This window comes from Curtobacterium sp. NPDC089185, assembly GCF_040685235.1.
Taxonomy (GTDB): Bacteria; Actinomycetota; Actinomycetes; order Actinomycetales; family Microbacteriaceae; genus Curtobacterium; species Curtobacterium citri.
Map to the genome: position 1 here is coordinate 1 of NZ_JBFBHK010000015.1, position 24,940 is coordinate 24,940.

Here is a 24,940-nt window from a genome sequence, read left to right on the forward strand (position 1 = left end):
GCTCCTACCGGAACGAGTGCGTCAACTGCGGGGCCGTGACCCGGCTCACCGCGGAGCAGGCCGAGCACGCCCAGGGGTGGTCGGCGGGGGTGAAGACCTGCGGCGTGAGCGTCATCCGCCAGATCACCCAGGCGTAGCGCCTCCCGTCCGTCGAGTGGTGGGGACTACTCGCCCAGCTTCGACAGCTCCTCGAACTCCGCGTCCGTCAGTTCGATGGTCGCGCCCTGCAGGTTGTCCTCGAGGTGGTCGACGCTCGAGGTCCCCGGGATCGGCAGCATCACGGGCGAGCGCTTGAGCAGCCACGCGAGCGCGACCTGCGCCGGCGTGGCGTCCTTCTCCTCCGCGAGCTCGGTGAGCGGCGAGTCCGTGCCGGTCAGCCCACCCGTGGCGAGGGGGAACCAGGGGATGAAGCCGATGCCCTGCTCCTCGGACCAGTCGAGGAGCTCCTCGGCCGAACGGTCGGTCAGGTTGTAGAGGTTCTGGACGGTGACGATCTCGGCGTGCTGCTGCGCGGCCTTCACGTCGTCGACGGACACCTCGGACAGACCGATGTGGCGGATCTTGCCCTCGTCCTGCAGCTTCTTCAGCTCGCCGATCTGGTCCTCGAGCGGGACCTTCGGGTCGATGCGGTGCAGCTGGAACAGGTCGATGCGCTCGAGGCCGAGGCGGCGGAGGCTCATCTCGGCCTCCTGGCGGAGGTACTCCGGGCGGCCGACCGGCGGCCACTCGTTCGGGCCGGTACGGGTGAGGCCGGCCTTGGTGGCGATGACGATGTCGTCGCCGTAGGGGTGCAGCGCCTCGCGGAGGAGTTCCTCGGCGACGTACGGGCCGTAGGAGTCGGCGGTGTCGAAGAAGTCGACGCCGAGCTCGACGGCGCGCTTGAGCACGCGGACGGCCTCGTCGTGGTCCTTCGGCGGCCCCCAGACGCCCGGGCCGGTGAGCTGCATGGTGCCGTAGCCGAGGCGGTGGACCTCGAGGTCGCCGCCGATGCGGAACGTGCCCGATGCGGCGGCAGGACGGTTCGTGGTGTCGGTACCAGTGGTCATGGACCCGGTCTACGCCCGTGCCGTGTCCCGTTCCTGGGTCGGTGTCCCCCTGGTCGCCGCCGACCAGCGGCAACCGGCGACGGCCCTACCGCGTCGGGCGGGGGTACGGGGTGTCGCCGACGGCCAGGCCGGCGACGAGCTTCGCGATCCGGTTCGCCCGGGCGGTGTCGCTCGGAGCGGTCACCACCCGGTGCAGCACGGCGTACCGGTTCGTGCCGTCGAGGTCGGCGAACAGGGCGGCGGCGGCCGGCGACGCGTCGAGGGCGGCCCGGAGGTCGTCGGGCACGACGACGGACGCGGCACCGGCGTACGCGCGGTCCCACCGACCGTCGGCCCGCGCGCGGTCGACCTCGGCACGGCCACGGTCCCGCATGCGCCCGGCGTCCTCGAGTGCCGCGACGAGGCCGACGTTCCGCTCGGACCAGAGCGACGCCCGGCGGCGCGGGGTGAACCGCTGGCGGAACGTCGCGGTGTCGCGACCGCGCTTCTGGCCGTCGATCCACCCGGAGCACAGTGCCTCGTCGAGGGCCTGGTCGTACGTCAGCGTCGTCGGCTCCGTGGTGCCCTTCTTCGCGAGGACGAGCCAGACGCCGTCCGGGTCGTCCTCGTGCGCGTCGAGCCACCTGCGCCACGCGGCGGCGTCCGGCAGCACGAGGTCCTCGTCGTCCATGCCGTCATCGTAGGACGGCGGTCCGGCTCAGACCCAGTGGGGCTGGTCGAGCAGTCCGTCGGGATCTGCCTGCTCGGCGATGCGGTGCAGGCGCGAGGTGTTCACGTCGAAGTACGCCGCCGGGTCGGTGATCGCCGCGTCGCAGTAGTTGGCGTAGGCACCCGTCCCCCAGGCCGGCTCCATGGCCTGCCGGAACCCGCGGACGTAGGCGTCGAAGGGGGCGGGGTCCGCGCCGTCGGCGAACACCGCGGTGTACTGCGCGGTCATCAGTGCGTTCCGCCAGGGGAAGGCCGAGTCGGTGCGTCCGACGTCGGCGACGGCACCGCCGAGGGCGTCGAGGGCGACGCCGCCCTCCCGGTTGCCCGCGACGTCCCCCGCGGCGGCCGCCTGGCGGACGAGGACCGCGATCTCCGCCCCGGTGAGCTTCCGCGTCCCGATCGACGAGGTGGCCGCCTCGGACACCCGCTGGGGTGTCCCGGCGAGGCGGACCACGGCAGCGCCGTACGTCAGCTCGTCGGCGGTGTGGGACGTCGGCGTCGCACCGGTCGCTGCGACGAACGCGTCGACGGATGCGTCGGCGCCGCGCTCCGGCCCCGTCCAGACGCCGGTGACGGTGACCGTCGGTGCGCTGTGCCGCGTCCCGTTCAGCAGTTTCAGGGTCGACCAGAGCCGGCGGTCCGCGACCGGCGCCCAGTCCTGCCAGGCCCGCACCACCGCGGCCGCGGCGGACCACGGGAACACGATGCTGAACAGCAGCACCGGTGGCGCGGGCTGCGTCCGGAAGGTCATCGAGGTGACGACGCCGACCGTCCCGCCGCCGCCGCCGCGGCAGGCCCAGAACAGGTCGGGCTCCGCCGTCGCCGACACCTCGTGCACCCGGCCGTCCGGGGTGACGAGCGTGACGCCGGTCAGCTGGTCGCAGGTGAGGCCGGTGGACCGGACGAGCACGCCGACACCGCCGCCGAGCGTGAGTCCGCCGATGCCGACCGTCGGGCACGAGCCGGAGCCGATCGCCCGTCCGGCACGGGCCAGGGTCGCGTAGACGTCCGCCAGCCGGGCGCCCGGGCCGATCGTCGCGGTGTCGCCGTCGACGCGGACGTCGTCGAGGTCCTGCGTGCTGATCACCAGCGACCGGGGGACGTCGGTGCCCGGTGCACCGCCCGCCGACCACCCGGTGTAGGAGTGCCCGCCGGAGCGCAGCGCGACCGGTGTGCGGGTGTTCCGGGCGAACGCCAGGGCTGCCTGCACGTCACCGACGCCCGCGACGCGCAGCACGGCCTGCGGGTCGGCATCGTCGTAGCGGGGGTTCTGCAGCACGCGGGCGGCGTCCCAGCCGGACGACCCCGACCGGAGCAGGGTGCCGGTGACGACGGCGGCGAGGGCGTCCCAGGAGTCCGGGCCGCCTGGGGTCGGCGAGGGCGACGGGGTACCGGTGCCGGTGGAGGGTGCGGCCGATCCGGGCCCGGACGGCCTCGGGCTGCCGGACGGAGCGGGACCGGGCCGGGAACAGGCGGCGAGCACCCCGGCGACGCCGAGGCCGATCCCGCCGGCGAGCACCGTCCGGCGCGTCGCCCGCCGGCTCCGGTCGTCGCGCTCGTCTCGGTCGTCGTCGCGCGGTCCGTCGTCGCGTGGTCGCTCCTGCTGCACGCGACCTGTCTACGCCTCCGCCGCGCGCCGGCCATCGTCCGCGCGGAGGACACGGCGTGGCCGACCGGTCAGCGCACCTCGCTGCTGCTGATCCGCACGGCGTCGGCCCATGCGTGCACCCACGCGGGCAGGGTGAGGTCCCGCGTGGTGCCGCCCGTCGCGGCGACGAGCTCGTCCGGCGTGACCGCGCCGCCGGTCCGGCGGAGGAACCGCGCCTGCACGACCGCCCGGGCGACGACGGCGCCGTGGCGCACGAACGTCTGCTCCATGTACACCGCACGCTCGTCGACGCCGAGCACCCGCGTGTGCAGCGTGAACCGCTGACCGAGCGTCAGGGACCGCTTGTACGTGATGGTCTGCGCGGCGACGACCGCGTACCAGCCCCGTCGCGCTGCCTCCTGCCAGAAGCCGGACCGGAAGAGCAGGTCGTACCGCCCCAGGTCGAGCATCGCCAGGTACTTGCCGTTGTTGACGTGGCGCAGGGTGTCGAGGTCCGTCGGCACGACGCGGAACGGCGTGCGCGCCTCGCCCCACAGCGAGGGTCGCCGTCCTGGTCGCGCGCCGGCCAGTCGGACACGCACGGCGAGCAGGAACAGCCGGAGGTACAGGTTCACGTGCCGATCCCACCAGGAGCCGGCCCCGCCGTCGAGCCCGTTGGAGGAAGCGGACGAGCGTCACGGTGCCGAGTGCAACACGGTGCACCCGACCCTCCAACCGGCCGCGGTCAGCCCAGCGGTCCGCCGGCGCCGCCGGTGATCCCCGGGTGTGCGGCCTTGGCCGTCCCCTCGGTGACCGCGTGGGCGGCCGATGCCTCGGTCATCGCGCGCTCGCCGACGCGCGGGTCGACGGGCTCAAGGTGCGACAGCGCCCGGCGGCGTCGGACGTTCTGCACCTCGAGCACCACGAGCAGGGCGGCGATGACCACCACGACGGCGATGACGATCACGAAGACGATCACGGCGTTCCCCTTCCGCACGGACCCCCTGTCCGTCCTGACAGCGTAGCCGTGGTGGTACCCCCCTGGCGAGGAGTCGCCGGGAGTAGACCGGCACCATGCAGACACGCAAGCTCGCAGACCTCGAGGTCGGTCCGATCGGCCTCGGCACCATGGGCATGAGCGCCTTCTACTCGGGCGCCGGCTCCGACGACGACGAGTCGATCCGCACGATCCACCGCGCGATCGACCTCGGCGTCACCCTCTTCGACACCGCCGAGGCCTACGGCCCGTACACGAACGAGGACCTCCTCCGCCGTGCCCTGGGCGACCGCCGCGACCAGGTCGTCGTCGCCACGAAGTTCGGCCTCTACCGGCACGAGGCCGGCGAGGAGACGCCGACCCAGCAGCGCGGCATCTCGAGCGCCCCGGAGTCCGTCCGCGAGGCCCTCGAGGGATCGCTCCGCCGCCTCGGCACGGACCACATCGACCTCTACTACCAGCACCGCGTCGACCCGGACGTCCCGATCGAGGACGTCGTCGGCCAGCTCGCCGGCTTCGTGCAGGAGGGCAAGATCCGGCACATCGGCCTGTCCGAGGCGTCGGCGGCCACCATCCGCAAGGCCCACGCCGTGCACCCCATCACCGCGCTGCAGAGCGAGTACTCGCTGTGGACGCGCGACCCCGAGGGCGACGTGCTCGACACCCTCCGCGAGCTCGGGATCGGCCTGGTGCCCTACTCCCCGCTCGGCCGCGGCTTCCTCACCGGGGCCATCACGAAGCCGTCCGACCTGGACGACGACGACTTCCGGAAGCAGAACCCCCGCTTCCAGCAGGAGGCCTTCGCGGAGAACATGCGGATCGTCGACGCCGTCAAGGAGATCGCGGACGAGGTCGGCGCGAAGCCGGGGCAGGTCGCGCTCGCCTGGCTGCTCGCGCAGGGCGACGACGTCGTCCCGATCCCCGGGACGAAGCGGGTCTCGCGGCTCGAGGAGAACGTCGGCGCAGCCGACGTCTCGCTCTCCGCAGACCAGCTCGCGCGCCTGTCGGCACTGCCCGTCCCGACCGGCGACCGCTACCCCGACATGTCGTCCATCGGTCGCTGACGCGACCAGGAGGCGGACGGGAGGCCCGTGGCGACCCCGCCACGGGCCTCCCGTCCGTCCCCGCCGCCGGCCGCTCCCGCGAGACTCGGCTCCGCGGACATGTTCGCGGCACCTGGACCGCGAACGTGTCCGCCTGGGCGAGGCTCGGCCGCCGGCCGACCGCCTGGTCAGCTCCCGCGGTAGGTGCTGTAGGCGAAGGGGCTGAGGAGCAGCGGCACGTGCAGGTGGTCGGTCCCGGTCACCGTGAACGCCACGACGACGTACGGGTGGAACGACGGGACACCGGTCGCACGGTGGTGGGCGCCCGTGTCGAACCGCAGCTCCAGGTCACCCCGCGGCAGCACGTCCGGACCGAGCCCGGCGCGGCCGTCCGCGTCGGTCTCGCCGGTCGCCAGGACCTCGCCCTCGGCCGTCCGCAGCGTCAGCGCGACACCTGCGGCCGGGGTGCCGGTCCGGGCGTCGAGCACGTGCGTGGTGAGGTGCGGGATGCCGAAGGTCGCCCGGATGCGGTGCACGGCGATGTCGGCGAGGGCGGCGGTGGCCTCGGCGACCTCGGGTTCCGGGTCCCCGGCGAGCCGCCGTTCGAGTTCGGCGAGGAGCTCCTCCGGCGTCCGACCGGCAGCACGCACGAGGAAGACCCGGCCGAACCGCTCCTCGTACGCGGCGTTCCCGCGTGCGATCGCCGCCGCGACGTCGTCCTGCGCCGTGGCCATCGCCCCCTGCTCACGGGCGGACGTCGGCTCGGTGGTGCGCTCGCCGATGCGGGGGTGCTCGGCGAGCGCGGTGTCGAGGTCCGTCGCGGTCCACGCTGCCGCCGCCTCGGTCGCCGCCGCGACGAGCGTCGGGACCGACCGGTACGGGCGTCCGGCCACGAGGGCGTCGGCCCACGCGGGGACCGCTGCCCACCCCAGGGCGGTCGTCCGGGCGTCGGCGGCGGGGGCGGAGTCGAAGTCGCTGAGGTCCACGCGCCTCACCCTAGGCAGACCGCGTTACGCGGGCGTTTCGGGTGCCCGGGCGTCACAGCTCGGTGACGAAGGACGCCGCGCGCAGCTGCAGGTCCTCGATCCGGCGCAGGCGGGCGGCCTCGACGTCGAACCCCTCGTACGCCGGCGGCACCGGGCGCCGGACGTTCCGGGAGCACTCGAAGTCCTGGCAGACCAGTGTCCCGACGGTGTTCCCGTTCCGACCGGCCTTGCCCGAGCGCTTCGCGGCGGAGAACACGACGTCGTTCGGCAGCGTGACGTCCTGGCACCACGAGCACTGCGCCCGTGACCGCGGCGACGCCTCGGCCTGCCGGAACAGCACGCCGACGAGGTCGCCCTCGAGCGTGGGCACGACCGCGTACGAACGCCGGGGGGTCTTCGGGTCGCGCCAGCCGAGGAAGTCGAGCGCCTCCCAGTCGAGGGAGTCGAGGTCGGCGGGCAGGGTGAGGTCGGTGACCTCCTTGCGGGAGGCGTTGACGAAGGAGGAACGGATGGTCTTCTCGCTGATGGGCAGCACGGTGTGGTCGCTCTCGACGGGGCCCGGGCGCGAGTGCGCCGCGCGGGCCGAGGGGTGGGTGGTCAGGGTTCGACGACGGCGGCCGTGCCGGACGGCACAGCCGGGGGCGTCACGCCCTGATGCCGGCGCTCCGGGCGCCGACCACCTCCTGCTGACTCACGTGTCCAGCGTACGACGGCGTGTCAAGCCGGGCGTGTCGTTCCGGCAGCCCGGTCAAGCGCCAGGCCGCAGCAGGACGACCGACCCGTCGAGCGCGGGCTGCCGACGGAGCGCACCGTGGCGCGCGTCCCACTCGCCCGACGTGAGCGCGTTCCGCAGGGCGGCGATCGATCGGCGAGCGGTCAGGTCGTCGACCAGGCTCCACGCGGGGTCGGCGGCCCGGACGTCGGCGTCGAGGAGCCGTTCCGGCCGCGCGTAGTAGCCCTCACCGAAGCCGTCCACGCACGTGAACGGCACCGGCAGGCGCACGACGTCGACGGACGGCCCGACGAGCGTCACCAGCCGGTCGATCGTCGGCAGCGTGGCGGCCTCGGCGGCGACCACGTCGGGCGCGTACTCGGCGAGCCACCCGGCACGGAGGCGGTCCGGGTCGCGCGCGAGCACCACGACACGGCCACCGGTGGGCAGCGCGAGTGCGGCGAGCGTGTCCTCGGCCGGGAAGGTCAGCAGCGTGGCATCGGCACCCCCGTCGGCGACGAGCTCGCGGTCCGCGGGCACGTACGAGACCGGGCCCCCTCGGACCTCGCGCACGGTGCGGGCGTCACCGAGGGCCTTCGCGACCGCGCGGACGAACGTCGGCTCCGGGCGGCGGTGCCGTCGCAGCGCGGCCGCCTCGGCGTCGGTGTCCGCGGTGCTCGTCACGCGCTCACCCTACGAACGCTGCCTGCGCGGGACCCGACGCTCAGTCGGCCTGCTCGGCGTCGCCCGCGCGCACGGCGGCGAGCCGCTCGGACCGTTCCGTCGCGGCCCAGGTCCCCAGCAGCGCCAGCGACCGCTCGGACTCGCTGCCCGGCTCCGCCGAGTACGTGAACATCGTCAGACCGGGGTCCGCGACGAGCTCGAGCGCCTCGAAGTCGAGCTGCAGTTCGCCGACTATCGGGTGTGCGATCCGCTTGCCGCCCCGTCGGTGCATCCGCACGTCGTGCGCTGCCCACCAGGACCGGAACTCCTCGCTCCGCGTCGACAACTCGCCGACGAGCGTGACCAGGCCCGGCTCGCAGGGGTTCGCCACCGCGGCGGCCCGCAGCACGGCGACGGCCTCGCGCGCCGTGGCCGCCCAGTCCGGGAAGAAGTCGCGGGCCGCTGGGTCGAGGAAGGTGAACCGTGCGGTGTTCACCGGTCGGCCGGGGCCCGCGAACATCGGCGCGTACAGCGCGCGGCCCAGTTCGTTCGTCGCGACGACGTCGCCGCGTTCGTTGCGCACCCACGCGGGGGCGCCGGTGATCGCGTCGAGCAGGCGCTGCACGCCCGGACGCACCCGGGTCGGGACGTTCCGGTGCATGACCTTGACCCCGGCGTTCGCCAGCCGGGCGAGGTCGAACAGGTGCACGCGTTCGTCCTCGTCGAGCTGCAGGGCGCCGGCCAGGCCCTCGAGCACGCTGTCCGAGACGCCCTTCAGCGAGCCGCGCTCGAGTCGCGTGTAGTAGTCGACGCTCACGCCGGCGAGCATCGCGACCTCGTGCCGACGCAGGCCCGGCACGCGACGCACCCCTCCGCCGAAGGACGGCATGCCGACCTCGTCCGGGGTGAGCCGCGCCCGCCGCGAGGACAGGAAGTCACGGATCTCGTTGCGCACGTCGATACCCATGGGCACGAGCGTACGTGGCCGGACCCGGGCGGCGACAGGCACCAGCGGTACCCGTGGACGGCGCGGCCGTCGCGGTGGGAGGTGACCGGAACGCGGACGGGAGGCACGGTGCCCGCCCGCACCGCGCCTCCCGTCCGGCGGTGACCCGGCTACACGGCCGGCGGGGCCACGCGCGCCGGTCCGGCCGGAGCCGCCGCAGCAGCGGGCGTCACCCGGACGCGCGCGACGCGGTGGCCGTCCATCTCGGTGACCTCGAGCCGGTGCTCGCCGACGTCGACGACGTCGCCGACCTCCGGAACCCGGTCGAGGTGGACCTGCACGAGGCCACCCACGGTCTCGTAGTCGCCGTCCGGCAGCTGCGGGCCGCCGTCCGCGGCCAGGTCCTCGAGCACGGTGGCACCGTCGATCCCGTCCGACTCGGCGGCCGGCGGGTCGTACTCGTCCCGGATGCGGCCGACCAGGTCCTCGAGCAGGGCCTCGAGCGTGACCATGCCGGCGCTGCCGCCGTACTCGTCGACGACGAGGGCGATCTGGTGGCCGTCGGTCCGCATGTCGGCGATCGCGCTCGACAGGGACTTCGTCTCGGGCATCGCGAGGACGGGGCGCACGAGGGTCGACACGGGCGCGGCCGGGTCGGCCGGACGGAGCAGGTCCCGCAGGTGCACGAAGCCGGCGACGTCGTCGCGCGAGCCCTCGGTGACGAGGTAGCGGGTGTGCCCCTCCTCGATCGCGTGGTCCGTGGCCTCGGCGATGGACACCGACGCGTCGATCGTGGACACGTCGTACCAGGGCCGCATCGACTCGCGGAGGATCCGGTCGCCGGCGTCGAGCGCGCTCCGGGCGATGCGGCGGCCCTGCGCGTCGATGGCGTCGTGGTCCTCGACCAGGCCGCGGAGCTCCTCGGTGCTCATCGACTCGCTGCGGGCGTTCGGGTCGCCGCCGAGCAGCCGGACCACGGCGTTCGTGGTCGCCGACAGCACCCAGATCACCGGGCGCATCACGATCGCGAAGCGGTCCAGTGTCGGGGCGACCGCCATCGAGAAGCCCTCGGCGCGCTGCAGCGCGAGGCGCTTCGGCACGAGTTCACCGAAGACGAGCGACAGGTACGCGATGACGAGGGTCATGAGCACGAGGGCCACGGCCTCGGCGGCACCCTGGTCGAGTCCGAGACCCGACAGCAGCGGCGCGACGTCCGGCGCGATCGAGGACGCACCGTAGGCGGCGGAGAAGAACCCGGCGACCGTCACACCGATCTGCACGGCGGACAGGAAGCGGTTCGGGTCACGACCGAGGGCAGCGACCCGGGCCCCGCGGCTGCCACGGCGTTCGAGCTGCTGGAGCTGCGACTCGCGGAGCGACACGAGGGCGATCTCGGCGGCGGCGAACACGCCACCGACGAGCACGAAGAGGATGACGAGCCCGAAGGCGATCCAGGTGTCGGCGTCCATCAGCGGGACACCACCGAGGGTCGACGACGGGCGGGCGGTCTGTGGTGATCGTCCATGCTGTGATTGTGCACAGGTTGGCTGGGACGCAGCCGCGTCGGTGCTGCGCGGGCGCTGGGCATCCGGCGAGCGTCCGACCGGGTCAGGTGGTGAGCGAGCGACCGATCCGCGCTTCGAGCCAGGCCTCGGGGTCGATGGGCGTCACGCCGTCCATCAGGACCTCGAGGTGCAGGTGTGCACCCGTCGAGACGCCCGAGGAGCCGACGCTGCCGATGAACTGCCCGGCCGCCACGGTGTCGCCGGCCCGGAGGGGCGACGACCCGGGGATCATGTGGCCGTACAGGGTCGAGACCCGGCGTCCGTCGATCACGTGGTCGATGATCACGGTGTTGCCGTAGGAGAAGTACGTGCCCGAGACCCGGACGGTCCCCGCCGCCACGGCGCCGATGGGAGCGCCCATGCCGGGGTTGAAGTCGAGTCCCTGGTGGAGCGAGGAGCACGCGCCGCACGGGGCCGCGCGGTAGCCGAAGCCGGAGCTCATCCGGACCGGACCCGGGAACGGCGAGCGGACCTCGCCGCCGGCGGAGACGGAGCCGTCGGCCCCCACGCCGTCGGCCGAGCCGCCGGTGGCCGCGACGACGACCTTCTGGGCCTCGTTGACGGTGAAGTCGTCACGGTCGAGGGCGCTCGCCGTGACCGCCTGGGTGACGGCGTAGTCCTGGGTGCGGACCTGCGGCGCGAGGGTGGAGGTCGCGGTCGACGTGCCGGCGCTGGCGTGCGCGGGCATCGCGGACGCGGCGAACATGGCCAGGGCGGCGGCGGCGCTCGTCAGGGTGATGCGGCTCGCGCGGTTCGAGCGGGACGTGCGGGGCGCGCGGACGGTGGTGGCGGTCGTGATCGCGGCGGGGCGGCGGCGGACGACCTTCGTGATGCGGGCATCGACGTGCTCGGTGGCCACGCGCGCCGTGGTCGCTCGTCGACCGGGCCGGCTCTCCGTGGGGAGCACCTGCGGCGCTGCTGCTGCCTCGGCTGGTGCCGGTGCCGGCTCGGCTGCGGTGGTCGCTGCGGTGTCCGGAGCGACCGCCGCGGCGGTGGCGGGCAGGACCGCCGTGCTGCGCGGGGAGCGGGGAGCGCGGGGGCGGGGAGCGCGGGGGCGTCGGGCGGGCTTCCTGGCTGCTGCGCGCTCGGCCTCGAGGGCAGCGCGACGGGACAGGTGCACGACCGGGGTCTCCGGCGGCTGCTGGTCGGTGTCGTGTGTCGTCGTCATGGCCGCAGACCATTCTGCACGAGTCTGTCGCTTTGTACAGGCCTTTCCGTGATCTCCTCGTTACACAACGGCTGACAGTCCGCTGACGCGTCACCCTGCCTGCGGACCCGCTGGGCGACGGATCGGTAGTGTCTGGGTCCAGCGACCGGAAGGACCTGCGCCATGGCCCGAACGCCGCGGGAACGGCACGAACCCATCGACCTCGCGACCGCCGAGGTCGTGCTCGCCGGGACGCAGGACCTGTTGCCGGTGCTCCGGACGTCCGCCGTGCGGGCCGGCGTCGACGCGTCGCGGATGCGGGTCGTCGGGGTCGACGACGTGCACGAGGTCGCCGACCACGCGGACGCGGACCTCGCGGTCATCGCCATCCGTCGCCCGGGCGAGGACCCGGCGTTCCACCGCGCGCAGGAGACGGCCGAGCTCATCGCGCCCCTGCTCGCGCCGCACGCCGTCCGGATCGTCGTCACGGTGTCCGGTGTGACCCGCCTCGCGCCGAAGGTCGAGCGCACGCTCACGTCCGAGGTCCTGCACCAGATCGGGATCGCGTCCGCCACGTCCGGGTTCAAGCGTCCGTTCCGGAGCATGCGCACGCGGCTCGGCACGGCGGGACTCCGTGCCGCCGGCGTGCGCGTGTTCCGCATCACCGTCTGAGGTGTCACCGTCCGACGCGTCACCGTCCGACGCGTCGCCGGCAGCCTGGCCGTCGCCGGAGGGCCCATGTATCTTGATGTCGAGACATCCCGCGCCGCGAGTAGCGTGGACGTACCGACGGTCGAACAAGGGAGTACCCGCCAGCATGGCCAAGATCATCTACACCCTCACGGACGAGGCACCGTTCCTCGCCACCCACTCGTTCCTGCCGGTCGTCGAGGCGTTCGCACGCACCGCGGGGGTCGACGTCGAGACCCGCGACATCTCGCTCTCCGGCCGGATCATCGCGCAGTTCCCGGAGCGGCTCAGTGACGAGCAGCGCCTGGACGACGCCCTGGCCGAACTCGGCGAGCTCGCGAAGCAGCCCGAGGCGAACATCATCAAGCTGCCGAACATCTCGGCGTCGATCCCGCAGCTCAAGGCCGCGATCAAGGAGCTCCAGGCGCAGGGCTACGACCTGCCCGCCTACCCCGACGAGCCCACCACGGACGAGGAGCGCGACGTCCGCGCCCGCTACGACCGCACCAAGGGCAGCGCCGTGAACCCGGTGCTCCGCGAGGGCAACTCGGACCGCCGCGCACCGCTCTCCGTGAAGAACTACGCGAAGAAGCACCCGCACCGCATGGGTGCCTGGAGCCACGACTCGGGGACGAACGTCGTGACGATGGGCAAGGACGACTTCCGCTCGAACGAGCAGTCGTGGATCGCGCCGGCCGACGACACCCTGACGATCGAGTTCGTGGCGGCCGACGGCGAGACCACCGTGCTCAAGCAGGCGGTCCCCGTCCTCGCGGGCGAGGTCGTCGACGGCACCGTGCTGCACGTCCGTGCGCTCGAGGCGTTCCTCCGCGACCAGATCGCCGCCGCACAGGAGCAGGGCGTGCTGTTCTCGGTGCACCTCAAGGCCACGATGATGAAGGTCTCCGACCCGATCATCTTCGGCCACGTCATCCGCGCGTTCTTCCCGAGCGTCTTCGAGCGCTTCGGCGCCGACCTCGCCGCCGCCGGCCTGAACCCGAACGACGGCCTCGGCTCGATCCTCGCCGGGCTCGACAGTGTGCCGAACGGTGCCGAGATCAAGCAGGCGTTCGCCGACGGCATCGACGCCGGCCCCGAGCTCGCCATGGTCGACTCGGACAAGGGCATCACGAACCTGCACGTGCCGAGCGACGTCATCGTCGACGCCTCGATGCCCGCGATGATCCGCACCTCCGGCCACATGTGGGGCCCGGACGGCGAGGAGCACGACACCCTCGCGGTCATCCCGGACTCGAGCTACGCCGGCATCTACCAGGCCGTCATCGAGGACTGCCGCGCCAACGGCGCCTTCGACCCGTCGACCATGGGCTCGGTGCCCAACGTCGGACTCATGGCACAGAAGGCCGAGGAGTACGGCTCGCACGACAAGACGTTCGAGCTCCCGGGTGACGGGAAGGTCCGCGTCGTCACGAGCTCGGGCGAGACCGTCATCGAGCACGACGTCGAGCAGGGCGACATCTGGCGGGCCTGCCAGACCAAGGACGTCGCGATCCGCGACTGGGTGAAGCTCGCCGTCACCCGTGCCCGTGCCACCGGCTCGCCCGCCGTGTTCTGGCTCGACGAGACCCGTGCCCACGACGCGAACCTCATCGGGCTCGTCCGCACGTACCTCGGCGACCACGACACCGACGGCCTGCAGATCGAGGTCATGGCGCCCGAGGACGCCATGCGCTTCTCGCTCGAGCGCATCCGCCGCGGCGAGGACACCATCTCGGTCACGGGCAACGTGCTCCGCGACTACCTCACCGACCTGTTCCCGATCATGGAGCTCGGCACCTCGGCGAAGATGCTCTCCGTCGTCCCGCTGCTCGGCGGCGGCGGCCTGTTCGAGACCGGTGCCGGCGGTTCGGCCCCGAAGCACGTGCAGCAGCTCGTCGAGCAGGACTACCTGCGCTGGGACTCCCTCGGTGAGTTCCTCGCGCTCGCGGTGTCCTTCGAGCACCTCGCCGGCGTGACCGGGAACGCGCGGGCGAAGGTCCTCGCGGACACGCTCGACCGCGCCACGGGCACGTTCCTCGACGAGGACAAGTCCCCGGGTCGCAAGCTCGGCTCGATCGACAACCGCGGCAGTCACTTCTGGCTGGCGAAGTACTGGGCCGACGAGCTCGCCCGGCAGACCGAGGATGCCGAGCTCGCAACGGCCTTCCGCAGCCTGGCGTCGACGCTGGACGAGCAGGGCGAGACGATCGTCCAGGAGCTCGTCGCCGTGCAGGGGAAGCCCGCCGACATCGGCGGCTACTACCGCCCCGACAGCGCCAAGACGAACGCCGTGATGCGGCCGTCCGCCACGTTCAACGAGGCGCTCGCCACCCTGTAGACGCGCACCGACGACGGACGGGAGGCGCGGTGCCGGCTGGCACCGCGCCTCCCGTCCGTCGTCGTGCCGCCGCCCTGCCCCGCCGCCGCCGCGCACTCGAGGTTCCCGAATTCTGCACTCTCGAGGCAGATCCAGCGCTCGAGCGGAACCTCGACGAACCTGAGCGGCAAGTCGTGGAACCTCGGCGGTCGGAGGCCGCGCGCCGCGCGTGCGAGGCCTGCCGCGTCAGCCCTTCGGGACCGGCGGACCGACGACCAGCAGCGCCGAGAACACCAGCGCGACCGCCACGACCCCGATTGCCGCCGACACCCCGGGCCGACGCACCACGAAGAAGAGCAGGCGGTCCCAGACCCCGGACCGCTCGTCGGCGGTCCGTCGCCAGGGCCCCTCGAGCATGCCGCGCCGGGCGACCGCGACCTCGAACGGCACCGTGGCGTACGGCACGACGGCACTCGCCCAGCCGAGCACGAGCGCCCCGACGGACCAGCGCTGGTTCACCGCGACGACCGTCGTCACCACGAGGTAGGCCAGGAACACGAAGCCGTGGATGCTCCCGCCGATGCGCACGCCCCAGTCGCCGGCGTCGAGCGCGTACTTCAGCACCATCCCGGCGATGAGCAGCGTCCAGGTCACGAGTTCGGCCACGGCGGCGGCGCGGAACAGGGATCGGGGAGTCATGCCGACATGGTCGCGCACCCTGCCGGGGAGACTCCCGACACACGGCCGGTCGTATCGATTCGACCTGACACCGGGTAGCGTCGTCGTCATGTCAGCGCCGACCGAGAGCCGTCCCCTGAACATCGTCGTCTGGAACGAGAACGTGCACGAGAGCCGCGGCGACGCGACCGTGCTCGGGCACTACCCCGACGGCATGCACACCGTGATCGCCGCCGCCCTCCGCGAGCACCACCCCGGGGCGTCCGTGTCCACGGCCACGCTGCAGGAGCCCGAGCACGGCCTGACCGCCGAGCGGCTCGCCACGACCGACGTGCTGTTCTGGTGGGGCCACGTGGCGCACCAGGACGTGTCCGACGAGGTGGTCACCCGCGTGGTCGAGGCCGTCCACGCCGGCATGGGGCTCGTCGTCCTGCACTCCGGGCACTACTCGAAGCCGTTCACCCGGCTGATGGGCACCACCTGCTCCCTGAAGTGGCGCAACGACGGCGAGCGGGAGCTCGTCTGGACGATCGCACCCGAGCACCCGATCGCCGCGGGCGTCCCGCACCCGATCGTCATCGACCGGCAGGAGATGTACGGCGAGTACTTCGACATCCCGCGCCCGGACGAGGAGGTCTTCCTGTCGACGTTCGCCGGCGGCGAGGTCTTCCGCTCCGGGGTCGCCTACCGCCGGGGTCTCGGCCGGGTGTTCTACTTCTCGCCCGGCGACCAGGAGTACCCGGTGTACCACCACGCGGACGTCCAGCGGGTGCTCGCGAACGCCGCAGCCTGGGCCGCTCCCACGTCCGAGCGCCGGCAGCTGACGGCCGACCCCCACCCGCGGGACTGGTTCCTCAGCGGTGGGTCGGGTACACAGGAGGCGTGACCAACCATCTCGCCGGTGCGGACAGGCGCACCGCGGTGATCGAGGCGCTCGAGGTCCTGGGCTCCGGCCCGGAGGAGCGCTTCGACCGCATCACCCGCATGACCCACGAGGCCTTCGGCGTCCCGCTCACCTTCCTCAACCTCGTCCACCACGACCTCGTCACCACACAGTCGACGTTCGGGTTCCAGCAGGGCACGAGCGTCCCCGCGAGCGAGCAGTTCTGCGCGACGACCGTGCTGAGCCCCGAGCCGATGGTGATCCCGGACGCCGCGCTCGACATGCGGTTCGCGCAGTCGCGAGCGGTGACCGAGTACGGCATCCGGTTCTACGCGGGCGCCCCGCTGACCATGCCGGACGGCACGCGCGTGGGCACCCTCTGCGTGATGGACGCCGAGCCGCGGGTCTTCTCCGACGAGGACCTCGCGCTCCTCGGCGACCTCGCCCGCTGGGCGGAGCGGGAGCTCGGGTACTCGATCGAGCGCGGCCGCGTCCAGCGGGTGCTCGCCGGGCTCGTGCCGGACCCGGTCACCGTCCCCGGTGCGTCGGTCACGGGACTCGTCGTGGCGGACGAGGACGGCGGCGACCTCGCCGACTGGCGCACCGCCGCCGACGGCTCGGTGCACGTCACCGTCGGCACGGTGACCGCAGCCGGTCGCGCCTCGGCGCTCCTCGCCGCCTCGGTCCGCGCGGCCGTGGTCGCCCGGACGGACCTGCCGCTCCGCGACGCGGTCGCCGGCCTGGAGGCCCAGCTCACCCCCGACCTGTCGACCGCCGGCGCCGTCGGCTCGCTCCTGCACCTGCGGTTCGACCCGACGTCGGGTCACGCCGAGTGGGTGGACGCCGGCCACGGGGAGGCGCTGCACCTGTCCGGCGGCACCGTCACCCCGCTGCGGTCCACGGACCTGCCGTTCGGCCTGCGGTCCGGCGGGGTCCAGCGGAGCGTGTCCTCCCTCGACCTCGCGCCCGGCGACCGCGTCGTGTTCGTCACGGACGGCACCCTCGGGCTCGACGGCGTCGGGGACGCGCACGGCCTCGCGACCGTCGCCGCGGCGCACCCCGACGACCTGGTCGACCACGTCCGGGCACTGGTCCCCACCGACCGGACGACCGCGGACGTCACCGTCGTCGTGCTCACCCGGCCCGCTGCGGACTGACGGGCGCTGCGGACTGACGGGCGCTGTGGACTGACGGACGCAGCGGGCTAGCGGGCGCGCGGTGCCGGTCGTCCGGTGGCCGCCGCCACGAGCAGGGTCGCCAGGAGCGCCACACCGGCGAGCTCGACGCCGAGCCCCGCGGTCTTCCAGTACGCGCTGCCGACCACCTGCGGTTGCGTGACCGCCGACGGCCACCAGGGGTCGAGGAACGGGACCGTGCCGGGGAACGGGTCGGTCCCGAGCACGACGAGACCGCCGAGCAGCAGCACCACGCCGAGCCCGGCCATCGCCCCGCGCGGGCCGTGCAGCATCCGGACGACCAGGGCCGCGGCGAGTCCGGCGAACCCGAGCACCGCGAGCAGGAAGGCGACGACCACCACGGGCTGCGGGGTCAGCGCCACCCAGTCGAGCACCGCGATCGGCAGCAGCAGCCACCGTCCCGTCCGGGCCCAGCGTCGCGGGTTCCGCCATCCGTCCATGCCGGTCACGGTACGACAGCGCGCGGGGGGTCCCCTGAGGGCCTCCTTCCGACCGGCTCCGCTGGTTACGATCGACGGCATGGCGCAGGACGGCCGGGGCAGGCAGGATCGGGCGGTGGCGACGCGGGCGGCCCTCATCGAGGCCGCCGCCGCGGAGTTCGACGAGCGCGGCTACGCCGGGGCGTCGATGGACGGGGTCGCCGAGCGGGCCGGGATGACCAAGGGCGCGCTCTACTTCCACTTCCGGTCGAAGGCCGACACGGCGAGCGCGGTGATCGCGGCGCAGGACGAGGTCTCGCGCCGGTACGCCGCGGCGGCTGCCGCCCGGGTGGCGTCGCCGCTCGAGTCGCTCATGTGGATGTCGCAGGGCGTCGCCGCGCAGATGACCAGCGAGGTCGTCGTGCGCGCCGGTCTGCGCCTGACCGCCGACCCGAACGCGCGGGCGATCCCGCGGGAGCACCCGTACGACCACTGGGTGGGGCACACCGCCGACCTGATCCGCCGCGCAGTGGACGCGGGTGAGGTCGACCCGTCGTGGGACCCCGAGCTCGTCGGACGCGTGGTGAACCCCGCGGTCGCGGGCGTCCAGATGATCTCGGACGTGCTGCACGACCGCGCCGACCTGTACGAGCGCCTGCGGGAGCTCTGGACGGTCCTGCTCAGCGCGATCGGGACGGAACGGACACGCGCTGAGGTGCCCCGGCTGGTGGCGATCATCGTGCCGGACCCACCGGGACCGGCCGCGTGTGCGGACGGTGCCGGGGACCCGGTCGACTGAGGGCGACGCGGGTCCCCCCAGGGACACCCACGTCGCTGTGCCACGAGGATACCGCGGAGTACGTTTCCGCGAGCAGCCCCAGTTCGCGGGACCGCCCGGCCCGGACCGGCGACCCCGCTACCCTGGGCCCGTGGCGACCCCGGCAGCCGAGCACCGCGTCGACGTGGCCCTCGTCGCCGCCCTGCTCCGCGACCAGCACCCAGACCTGGCCGACCGACCACTGCGGGTCGTCGCGAGCGGCTGGGACAACGTGGTGGTCCGTGCCGGCGACGACCTGGCCGTGCGGCTGCCCCGGCGCGCGGCGGCCGCACGGCTCGTCGCCCACGAACAGCGCTGGCTGCCGGACATCGCCGCCCGGGTCGGCGGGGTGGTGGCGGTCCCCGAGCCGGTCCGCACCGGCCGACCGGCGCTCGGGTACCCGTGGACCTGGAGCGTCGTGCCCTGGCTGCCGGGCCGTCCCGCCGGGGAGCGCCCGCAGGGGGAGGCGGTGGCGCGGACGCTCGCGGCGTTCCTCGACCGGCTGCACGTGCCCGCCCCCGCCGACGCCCCCGTGAACCCGGTCCGCGCGGTCCCGCTGGCGACCCGCACGGACGCGGTGCTGACGCGACTGGCGACGGCCGACGTGCCCCGGGCGGCCGAGCTGGCGGCGCTCTGGCGGACCGCGGCCGGCGCGCCGACGCACACCGGGCCTCCCGTCTGGGTGCACGGCGACCTGCACCCCTTCAACCTGCTCGTCCAGCGGCAGCCGCTCGGCGACGAGCACCTGTCCGCCGTGGTCGACTTCGGGGACGTGACCTCGGGTGACCCGGCGGTCGACCTCGCGACGCGGTGGCTGACCTTCGACCGTGCGGGACGGCGCGCGTTCGCCGCGCTCGTCCCCGCCGACGCGGCCACCTGGACACGCGCCCGCGGCTGGGCGGTGTCGCTCGCGTCGGCGCTCGCCGTCACCGACGACGACGCGTTCCGGACGACCGCGGCCGCCGCGATCGACGCGGTGCTGGACGACTGAGGGCACCGGGGCTTATCGTTCCCTCACCTGACCGTGCACCGGAGATCGGAGGGGCCTGATGACCCTCGAGTTCCACGCCCCGCACGACGTCGACACCGACGCCACCCCCGCCCCGTCCACCCGGTCCGACCGCCGGGGTCCCAACGCTCCCGGGCGTGCCGGCGTCCGCGGCCTGCTCGACCGCCTCGCCGCCCGTCGGGCCTTCGCCCGCGACCGTCGACTGGTCGCGCACCTGCACGAGCTCGACGACCTCCAGCGGCTCCTGACCGACGCGCGCGGCGTGGTCGAGCGCGGGTGGATCCAGCACTCCTGGTTCGCCTACCTCGACGAGCACGGTCGCGTGCGGAAGGCCGCGAGCGCCGCGACGATGGACGCCCAGGGCCGTCCGCTCGTGGCAGCGTGCCTGGTCGGCGCCGTGGTCTCGGCCGCCGGCGGTCCGCAGGTCGTGCACTCGCAGCAGGTGCAGCGGGCGCTCGACCTGGTCTGGCACGCCCTCGCGGCCGACGAGGGGCAGGCAGTCGCCTGGTGCCCGGCGCCGGACATCCGGATGGCCCGCGTCCGCGACCTGACGAGCTGGAACGACGGCACGGACCGCACCGCGACCGAGGTGGCCTCGCTGCTCCTCACCGCGGAGCGCGTCGCCGTGCACGAGGCCGCGCGCGTCCAGGCGCGGCGGACGGCGGTCCCGACGACGTGACCGACGCCGTCCCGCAGGTGACCCCGGCCGCACCGTCGCCGTCGATCGCGGCGAGTGGCCTGTCGGCGCTGTCCGACGAGGGCTCCGCCCCGACGACGGACGCGGCGATGGTGAAGGACACGCTGCACCGCTACCTGCGGAAGCACCGGGCCGCGCTGCTCGCCAAGCTCGACGGCCTGGCGGAGCGGCAGGCCCGGTGGCCGCTCACCCCGACCGGCACCAACGTGCTCGGGCTCGTCAAGCACGTCGCCGGGGTGCAGGCGGGCTACCTCGGGCTCGTGTTCGACCGTCCGCTGCCCGACCCGCCCGCGTGGCTCGAGTCGTGGGACGGCGAGGACATGTACGCCTCGCTCGACGAGACGACGGCGGACGTCGTCGCGTTCCACCACCGCAGCGCCGCGCACGCCGACGCGACCATCGAGGCGCTCGACCTCGACGCCCGCGGGGTCGTCCCGTGGTGGCCCGAGGACCGTCGCGACGTGACGCTGCACCGGATCCTCGTGCACCTGGCGTACGAGACCGCGCGGCACGCGGGGCACGCCGACGTCGTGCGCGAGATGCTCGACGGCCTGGCCGGCGACGGGGACGGCAACCTCGCCGACAAGACCGCCGCCGAGTGGGCCGACTGGCGCGCGCACCTGGTCGACATCGCCGAGCGGGCGGGGCTGGCCGAGCACGACCGGTAGTCGACCGCCGCTCGACATCGTTACCGTTCTCCCAGGCAGTGCGGGGCGCTGCCCTCGTGACCTGGGCTTTCCTCCTGGGCGGAATCGCAGGATCCGCAGCTTCGGCGTCCTTGTCGTTGTACAAGCGGGGGTCGCCCTGCGTACGGTCGGTCGGGTCCGTGCCCCGTCCTGTGGGGCGTCCAGCCCACCAGGAAGGGGCCCACCCGTGCTCCAGTACGTCGTGGAGCGATGGGACCAGATCTGGTTCTCGTCGTGGCAGCACTTCTCGCTGGTCGTCCAGTGCACCGTGCTCGCCACGCTCATCGCCGTGGTGCTCGCCACGCTCGTCTACCGCAGTCCGCAGCTCACGTCGATCGCGAACGGGGTGTCGGCCATCGGGCTGACGCTGCCGTCCTTCGCGGTCATCGGGCTGCTCATCGTGCCGCTCGGCTTCGGCGTCGTGCCGTCGGTCGTCACGGTCGTGTTCTTCGCGACGCTGCCGATCCTGCGGAACGCCGTCGTCGGCCTCGCCGAGATCCCGCCGACCGTCGTCGAGTCGGCGCGGGGGATCGGCATGAGCCGGATGCGCACCCTGCTGCAGGTCGAGCTGCCGATGGCGTGGCCGATCATCCTCAGCGGCGTCCGGGTGTCGGCGCAGATGGTGATGGGCATCGCCGCGATCGCCGCCTACGCGCTCGGCCCCGGCCTCGGCGGCTTCATCTTCTCCGGGCTCTCCCGGCTCGGCGGCGCGAACGCCCTGAACTCCGTCGTCATCGGCGTGGTCGGCGTCGTCCTGCTCGCCCTCGTCCTCGACCTGCTCCTCATCGGCCTCGGCCGCCTGACCACCCCGAGAGGTATCCGTGTCCAGCACTGACCCCGCCACCACCACCGCACCCGAGGGCGACGTCACCGGTCGCAGCATCCTGCTCGACGAGGTCACCAAGCGCTACCCGGGGCAGCAGAAGCCCGCCGTCGACGGCATCACGCTGGAGATCCCGGCCGGCAAGGTCGTCATGCTCGTCGGTCCCTCCGGCTGCGGCAAGACCACCACGCTGAAGATGATCAACCGACTCATCGAGCCCACCGAGGGCCGCATCGTCGTCGGCGACGAGGACGTCACGAGCATCGACGGCGACGAGCTCCGTCGCCGCGTGGGCTACGTCATCCAGGCGGGCGGGCTCTTCCCGCACATGACCGTCGCGGCGAACATCGCGATCGTGCCGAAGATGCTCGGCTGGTCGAAGGAGAAGATCGCCGCCCGCGTCGACGAGCTCCTCGACCTGGTGTCCCTCGACCCCGACACCTACCGCGACCGGTTCCCGCGGGAGCTGTCCGGCGGTCAGCAGCAGCGCGTCGGCGTGGCCCGCGCGCTCGCCGCCGACCCGCCCGTGCTGCTCATGGACGAGCCCTTCGGTGCCGTCGACCCGATCACCCGGCAGCGCCTGCAGGACGAGCTCCTCCGGATCCAGGAGGAGCTGCACAAGACCATCGTCATCGTCACGCACGACTTCGACGAGGCCGTGAAGCTCGGCGACTGGATCGTGATCTTCACCGAGGGTGCGCACATCGTGCAGTACGACACTCCGGAGCGGATCCTGGCCGAGCCGGCGAACGAGTTCGTCGAGAACTTCATCGGCTCCGGCGCCGGGCTGAAGCAGCTGACGCTCAACCGCGTGCGTGACGTCGAGCTCGCCTCGGCCGTCACGTGCTCGGCCGGCGAGGAGACCCGCGCCGTGCTGCAGCGCATGGACGAGGCCGGCGGCCACCAGCACGCCGTCGTCGTCGACCGCCGCCAGCGCCCCGTCGGCTGGCCGAGCCGCCGCCAGCTCGAGCGCCTGACCCGGGTGCCCGAGGGCGTCGAGCCCGACCTGCCCGTGGTCGGCGAGGCCGCGACGCTCAACGACGCGCTCGACACCATGCTCGTCTCGAGTGCCGGTGCCGCGCTGGTCACCGGTCGCGGTGAGGCGTTCCGCGGCGTCATCACCGTCGAGACCGTCATGGACGCGATCACCCGGTCCCGGGCCGCCGCCGCGTCCGACCAGGCGTACGCCCCGGTCGGCACGAACACGAACCCGATCGAGACGCTGCCGTCGTCGCCCGTCACGATCGAGGAGCGGAACGACGAGCACGCGGCCCGCACCGGTGCCGCCGAGGACGACCGGTGAGCACCGCCGCCGTCGCCGGGCCCGCCACGGGCGAGCGGACCCCCTGGAAGGGCCTGCTCGTCCAGCCGATCGCGATCCTCGTCGTCCTCGCCGGGTTCGCGGTGTGGCTGGCCACAGCCGACCTCTCCGCCACCGAGCGCAGCACGCTCAACCCGTCGAGCATCCTCGACCTGACCGGGCAGCACCTCGTGCTCACGCTGCAGGCAACCGTGCTCGTGCTCGTCATCGGCATCCCGCTCGGCATCCTGCTCACCCGCGGGCCGTTCCGCCGGGCGAGCACCGCCGTCATCGCGGTCGCCAACTTCGGGCAGGCCGCCCCGGCGGTCGGGCTCATCGTGCTGCTCGCCGCGTGGCTCGGGCTGAACAGCTGGTCGGCCGTGGTCGCCCTCGTGCTCTACGCGATCCTGCCGGTGCTGCGGAACACCATGCTCGGCGTGCAGAGCGTCGACGACCGGCTCGTCGAGGCCGGTCGCGGCATGGGCATGAGCGCGTTCGCGGTCCTGCTGAAGGTCGAGCTGCCGCTCGCCGTCCCGGTCATGCTCTCGGGCATCCGGACCGCCCTGGTCCTGCTCGTCGGCACCGCCAGCCTGGCGACCTTCGTCGGTGCGGGTGGCCTCGGGCTGCTCATCACCACGGGCGTGAACCTGTTCCTGCCCGCGGTGCTCGTCTCCGGGGCGCTCCTCGTCGCGCTCCTCGCCCTGACCATCGACTGGATCGGCCGCGTGGTCGAGACCGTCGCACGACCGAAGGGACTCCGATGACGTACGACGACCAGCCGCACGCCGTCCAGCCGCACGACGCCCAGCCGCACGCCGTTCGGCCGCACCGCCCCGCGGGCCGCACCGACGTGCCGGGCGTGAGCCGTGCCTCCCGTCCGTCCGTCCGTCGCCGCGCGCTCGCCGCAGCCGCCGTGGCGGGGGCGAGCGCCCTCGTCCTGACCGGCTGCGGCCTGCAGCCGGCCGCGTCCTTCGTACCGGGCGCCGCACCCGGCTCGATCCAGCGGATCGACGACCTGCCGGACGACGCCCACCTGACCGTCACGTCGAAGAACTTCACCGAGCAGCTCGTGCTCGGGAAGATCGCCGTGCTCGCCGCGAAGGCCGCCGGGTTCGACGTGACCGACGAGACCAACGTGCCCGGCTCCGTCGCCGTCCGCGAGCTGATGACCTCGCACAGCGCCGACGTGACGTACGAGTACACGGGCACCGCCTGGCTGACGTTCATGGCGCACGACCAGGGGATCCCGGACAAGACCGAGCAGTGGCAGGCGGTGAAGGACGAGGACGCCGGCAACGGTCTGACCTGGCTCGAACCCGCGCCGATGAACAACACGTACGCCTTCGCCGTGCGCGACGAGGCCGTCCCCGAGCTCGACGACGTGCAGACGCTGTCGGACATCACGAAGCTCCCGGTCGACCAGCGCACGTTCTGCGTCGAGTCGGAGTTCAACTCGCGTGCGGACGGCTTCAAGCCGATGCTCGAGAAGTACGGCCTGGAGCTCGGTGGCTCGGGGGAGGACGGCGTGCCGACGAGCAACGTCAGCATCCTCGACACCGGGACGGTCTACACGGCCACGGACCGCGGCAAGTGCAACTTCGGCGAGGTCTTCACCACCGACGGGCGCATCAAGTCGCTCGGGCTCACCGTCCTCGAGGACGACCGTGGCTTCTTCCCGGCGTACAACGTCGCGCCGGTGATCGACTCGGCCACGCTCGAGGAGTACCCGCAACTCCGCGACGTGTACGACCAGATCTCGCCGGCGTTGACCGACGAGGTGCTGCAGGAGCTCAACCGGCAGGTGGACGTCGAGGGGCGTGAGCCGGCGGACGTCGCGTTCGACTGGATGGTCGACGAGGGCTTCATCACGGCGCCCTGAGCGGGTGGTCGGGTCGTCGGGACGCCGGGTCGTCGGTCCCTGCGGCGCGTCCGGACGGGAGGCGCGGTGCCGGTGGGCGCCGCGCCTCCCGTCGTCCGCGGGGTCGCGTCGCGGTCGCCGGTTGCGCCGGTCTGCGCCGGGCCGG

General features: G+C 73.4%; 26 protein-coding genes. 13 read left to right on the forward strand and 13 right to left on the reverse strand.

Annotated features, from left to right (window positions below; translation table 11 throughout):
* Nucleotides 1–164 precede the first annotated feature (164 nt).
* From AB0N84_RS13505 to AB0N84_RS13525, 5 genes are all read right to left on the reverse strand, one after another.
* Nucleotides 165–1,046: an aldo/keto reductase gene (locus AB0N84_RS13505; protein ID WP_363547138.1), complete on the reverse strand. Its 882-nt coding sequence runs from the start codon at nucleotides 1,044–1,046 to the stop codon at nucleotides 165–167.
* A gap of 85 nt (nucleotides 1,047–1,131) precedes the next feature.
* Nucleotides 1,132–1,716, reverse strand: coding sequence for a YdeI/OmpD-associated family protein (locus tag AB0N84_RS13510; RefSeq protein WP_363547141.1), 585 nt, complete (start codon nucleotides 1,714–1,716; stop codon nucleotides 1,132–1,134).
* A gap of 27 nt (nucleotides 1,717–1,743) precedes the next feature.
* A complete protein-coding gene (locus AB0N84_RS13515; protein WP_363547143.1) occupies nucleotides 1,744–3,363 on the reverse strand; it encodes an FAD-binding protein in 1,620 nt (539 codons plus the stop codon).
* Between the two features lie 68 nt (nucleotides 3,364–3,431).
* Nucleotides 3,432–3,977 carry an acyl-CoA thioesterase gene (locus AB0N84_RS13520; RefSeq protein WP_289458077.1) on the reverse strand — a complete coding sequence of 182 codons (546 nt, stop codon included), beginning with the start codon at nucleotides 3,975–3,977 and terminating at the stop codon, nucleotides 3,432–3,434.
* 110 nt (nucleotides 3,978–4,087) lie between these two features.
* Nucleotides 4,088–4,321 (reverse strand): hypothetical protein, encoded by a 234-nt coding sequence (locus tag AB0N84_RS13525; RefSeq protein ID WP_182045265.1) that lies wholly within the window; start codon nucleotides 4,319–4,321, stop codon nucleotides 4,088–4,090.
* Between the two features lie 95 nt (nucleotides 4,322–4,416).
* On the opposite strand from AB0N84_RS13525, the gene AB0N84_RS13530 reads away from it, so the two are divergent.
* Nucleotides 4,417–5,403, forward strand: a complete 987-nt coding sequence (locus tag AB0N84_RS13530) for an aldo/keto reductase (protein WP_363547148.1) — start codon at nucleotides 4,417–4,419, stop codon at nucleotides 5,401–5,403.
* 167 nt (nucleotides 5,404–5,570) lie between these two features.
* Here AB0N84_RS13530 and uraD read toward each other — a convergent pair whose 3' ends face one another.
* From uraD to AB0N84_RS13560, 6 genes are all read right to left on the reverse strand, one after another.
* On the reverse strand, nucleotides 5,571–6,368 hold the full coding sequence (gene uraD / locus AB0N84_RS13535; RefSeq protein WP_363547151.1) for a 2-oxo-4-hydroxy-4-carboxy-5-ureidoimidazoline decarboxylase: 798 nt from the start codon (nucleotides 6,366–6,368) through the stop codon (nucleotides 5,571–5,573).
* A gap of 52 nt (nucleotides 6,369–6,420) precedes the next feature.
* Nucleotides 6,421–6,903, reverse strand: a complete 483-nt coding sequence (locus tag AB0N84_RS13540) for an FBP domain-containing protein (protein ID WP_182045267.1) — start codon at nucleotides 6,901–6,903, stop codon at nucleotides 6,421–6,423.
* Nucleotides 6,904–7,116: 213 nt separating this feature from the next.
* Nucleotides 7,117–7,764 (reverse strand): SAM-dependent methyltransferase, encoded by a 648-nt coding sequence (locus AB0N84_RS13545; RefSeq protein WP_363547154.1) that lies wholly within the window; start codon nucleotides 7,762–7,764, stop codon nucleotides 7,117–7,119.
* Nucleotides 7,765–7,804: 40 nt separating this feature from the next.
* Entirely contained in the window at nucleotides 7,805–8,710 is a 906-nt protein-coding gene (locus tag AB0N84_RS13550) for a helix-turn-helix transcriptional regulator (RefSeq protein ID WP_182045269.1), read from the reverse strand.
* A gap of 149 nt (nucleotides 8,711–8,859) precedes the next feature.
* Nucleotides 8,860–10,158, reverse strand: coding sequence for a hemolysin family protein (locus AB0N84_RS13555; protein WP_363547158.1), 1,299 nt, complete (start codon nucleotides 10,156–10,158; stop codon nucleotides 8,860–8,862).
* A gap of 139 nt (nucleotides 10,159–10,297) precedes the next feature.
* The gene (locus tag AB0N84_RS13560) at nucleotides 10,298–11,422 is read right to left on the reverse strand and encodes a M23 family metallopeptidase (RefSeq protein ID WP_363547161.1); all 1,125 of its coding nucleotides are present in this window, start codon (nucleotides 11,420–11,422) and stop codon (nucleotides 10,298–10,300) included.
* 162 nt (nucleotides 11,423–11,584) lie between these two features.
* On the opposite strand from AB0N84_RS13560, the gene AB0N84_RS13565 reads away from it, so the two are divergent.
* A complete protein-coding gene (locus AB0N84_RS13565) occupies nucleotides 11,585–12,073 on the forward strand; it encodes a hypothetical protein (protein WP_069713170.1) in 489 nt (162 codons plus the stop codon).
* 145 nt (nucleotides 12,074–12,218) lie between these two features.
* Complete coding sequence (locus AB0N84_RS13570) at nucleotides 12,219–14,429, forward strand: NADP-dependent isocitrate dehydrogenase (protein WP_363547164.1); 2,211 nt, start codon at nucleotides 12,219–12,221, stop codon at nucleotides 14,427–14,429.
* A gap of 225 nt (nucleotides 14,430–14,654) precedes the next feature.
* Here AB0N84_RS13570 and AB0N84_RS13575 read toward each other — a convergent pair whose 3' ends face one another.
* Entirely contained in the window at nucleotides 14,655–15,107 is a 453-nt protein-coding gene (locus AB0N84_RS13575) for a DUF3817 domain-containing protein (protein WP_182045273.1), read from the reverse strand.
* 88 nt (nucleotides 15,108–15,195) lie between these two features.
* Here AB0N84_RS13575 and AB0N84_RS13580 point away from each other — a divergent pair, with 88 nt between their 5' ends.
* Together AB0N84_RS13580 and AB0N84_RS13585 are read left to right on the forward strand one after the other, a co-directional pair.
* Nucleotides 15,196–15,972, forward strand: a complete 777-nt coding sequence (locus AB0N84_RS13580; protein WP_363547167.1) for a ThuA domain-containing protein — start codon at nucleotides 15,196–15,198, stop codon at nucleotides 15,970–15,972.
* Nucleotides 15,969–17,126, forward strand: a complete 1,158-nt coding sequence (locus AB0N84_RS13585) for a SpoIIE family protein phosphatase (protein WP_182045275.1) — start codon at nucleotides 15,969–15,971, stop codon at nucleotides 17,124–17,126. The genes AB0N84_RS13580 and AB0N84_RS13585 overlap by 4 nt, the downstream gene beginning before the upstream one ends.
* A 47-nt stretch (nucleotides 17,127–17,173) precedes the next feature.
* Here the strand turns inward: AB0N84_RS13585 and AB0N84_RS13590 are convergent, their stop codons facing one another.
* Nucleotides 17,174–17,605 carry a hypothetical protein gene (locus tag AB0N84_RS13590; protein ID WP_363547171.1) on the reverse strand — a complete coding sequence of 144 codons (432 nt, stop codon included), beginning with the start codon at nucleotides 17,603–17,605 and terminating at the stop codon, nucleotides 17,174–17,176.
* Between the two features lie 115 nt (nucleotides 17,606–17,720).
* Between AB0N84_RS13590 and AB0N84_RS13595 the strand changes: the two genes are divergently transcribed.
* From AB0N84_RS13595 to AB0N84_RS13630, 8 genes are all read left to right on the forward strand, one after another.
* The gene (locus AB0N84_RS13595) at nucleotides 17,721–18,383 is read left to right on the forward strand and encodes a ScbR family autoregulator-binding transcription factor (protein WP_363547173.1); all 663 of its coding nucleotides are present in this window, start codon (nucleotides 17,721–17,723) and stop codon (nucleotides 18,381–18,383) included.
* Nucleotides 18,384–18,513: 130 nt separating this feature from the next.
* Entirely contained in the window at nucleotides 18,514–19,392 is an 879-nt protein-coding gene (locus AB0N84_RS13600) for an aminoglycoside phosphotransferase family protein (RefSeq protein WP_363547176.1), read from the forward strand.
* A gap of 58 nt (nucleotides 19,393–19,450) precedes the next feature.
* Nucleotides 19,451–20,089 (forward strand): hypothetical protein, encoded by a 639-nt coding sequence (locus tag AB0N84_RS13605; protein WP_363547179.1) that lies wholly within the window; start codon nucleotides 19,451–19,453, stop codon nucleotides 20,087–20,089.
* Nucleotides 20,086–20,775 carry a DinB family protein gene (locus AB0N84_RS13610; protein ID WP_363547182.1) on the forward strand — a complete coding sequence of 230 codons (690 nt, stop codon included), beginning with the start codon at nucleotides 20,086–20,088 and terminating at the stop codon, nucleotides 20,773–20,775. The genes AB0N84_RS13605 and AB0N84_RS13610 overlap by 4 nt, the downstream gene beginning before the upstream one ends.
* A 205-nt stretch (nucleotides 20,776–20,980) precedes the next feature.
* Nucleotides 20,981–21,628: an ABC transporter permease gene (locus AB0N84_RS13615; protein ID WP_069713178.1), complete on the forward strand. Its 648-nt coding sequence runs from the start codon at nucleotides 20,981–20,983 to the stop codon at nucleotides 21,626–21,628.
* A complete protein-coding gene (locus AB0N84_RS13620) occupies nucleotides 21,615–22,919 on the forward strand; it encodes an ATP-binding cassette domain-containing protein (protein WP_363547187.1) in 1,305 nt (434 codons plus the stop codon). The genes AB0N84_RS13615 and AB0N84_RS13620 overlap by 14 nt, the downstream gene beginning before the upstream one ends.
* On the forward strand, nucleotides 22,916–23,680 hold the full coding sequence (locus tag AB0N84_RS13625) for an ABC transporter permease (protein WP_182045280.1): 765 nt from the start codon (nucleotides 22,916–22,918) through the stop codon (nucleotides 23,678–23,680). The genes AB0N84_RS13620 and AB0N84_RS13625 overlap by 4 nt, the downstream gene beginning before the upstream one ends.
* The gene (locus AB0N84_RS13630) at nucleotides 23,677–24,795 is read left to right on the forward strand and encodes a glycine betaine ABC transporter substrate-binding protein (RefSeq protein WP_363547190.1); all 1,119 of its coding nucleotides are present in this window, start codon (nucleotides 23,677–23,679) and stop codon (nucleotides 24,793–24,795) included. The genes AB0N84_RS13625 and AB0N84_RS13630 overlap by 4 nt, the downstream gene beginning before the upstream one ends.
* Nucleotides 24,796–24,940: the final 145 nt, after the last annotated feature.

Coding starts and splice junctions, on each gene's coding strand:
- AB0N84_RS13505 (WP_363547138.1), bottom strand. CDS start 1,046: ATGACCACTGGTACCGACACCACGAACCGTCCTGCCGCCGCATCGGGC.
- AB0N84_RS13510 (WP_363547141.1), bottom strand. CDS start 1,716: ATGGACGACGAGGACCTCGTGCTGCCGGACGCCGCCGCGTGGCGCAGG.
- AB0N84_RS13530 (WP_363547148.1), top strand. CDS start 4,417: ATGCAGACACGCAAGCTCGCAGACCTCGAGGTCGGTCCGATCGGCCTC.
- AB0N84_RS13550 (WP_182045269.1), bottom strand. CDS start 8,710: ATGGGTATCGACGTGCGCAACGAGATCCGTGACTTCCTGTCCTCGCGG.
- AB0N84_RS13555 (WP_363547158.1), bottom strand. CDS start 10,158: ATGGACGCCGACACCTGGATCGCCTTCGGGCTCGTCATCCTCTTCGTG.
- AB0N84_RS13560 (WP_363547161.1), bottom strand. CDS start 11,422: ATGACGACGACACACGACACCGACCAGCAGCCGCCGGAGACCCCGGTC.
- AB0N84_RS13565 (WP_069713170.1), top strand. CDS start 11,585: ATGGCCCGAACGCCGCGGGAACGGCACGAACCCATCGACCTCGCGACC.
- AB0N84_RS13570 (WP_363547164.1), top strand. CDS start 12,219: ATGGCCAAGATCATCTACACCCTCACGGACGAGGCACCGTTCCTCGCC.
- AB0N84_RS13575 (WP_182045273.1), bottom strand. CDS start 15,107: ATGACTCCCCGATCCCTGTTCCGCGCCGCCGCCGTGGCCGAACTCGTG.
- AB0N84_RS13580 (WP_363547167.1), top strand. CDS start 15,196: ATGTCAGCGCCGACCGAGAGCCGTCCCCTGAACATCGTCGTCTGGAAC.
- AB0N84_RS13590 (WP_363547171.1), bottom strand. CDS start 17,605: ATGGACGGATGGCGGAACCCGCGACGCTGGGCCCGGACGGGACGGTGG.
- AB0N84_RS13605 (WP_363547179.1), top strand. CDS start 19,451: ATGACCCTCGAGTTCCACGCCCCGCACGACGTCGACACCGACGCCACC.
- AB0N84_RS13630 (WP_363547190.1), top strand. CDS start 23,677: ATGACGTACGACGACCAGCCGCACGCCGTCCAGCCGCACGACGCCCAG.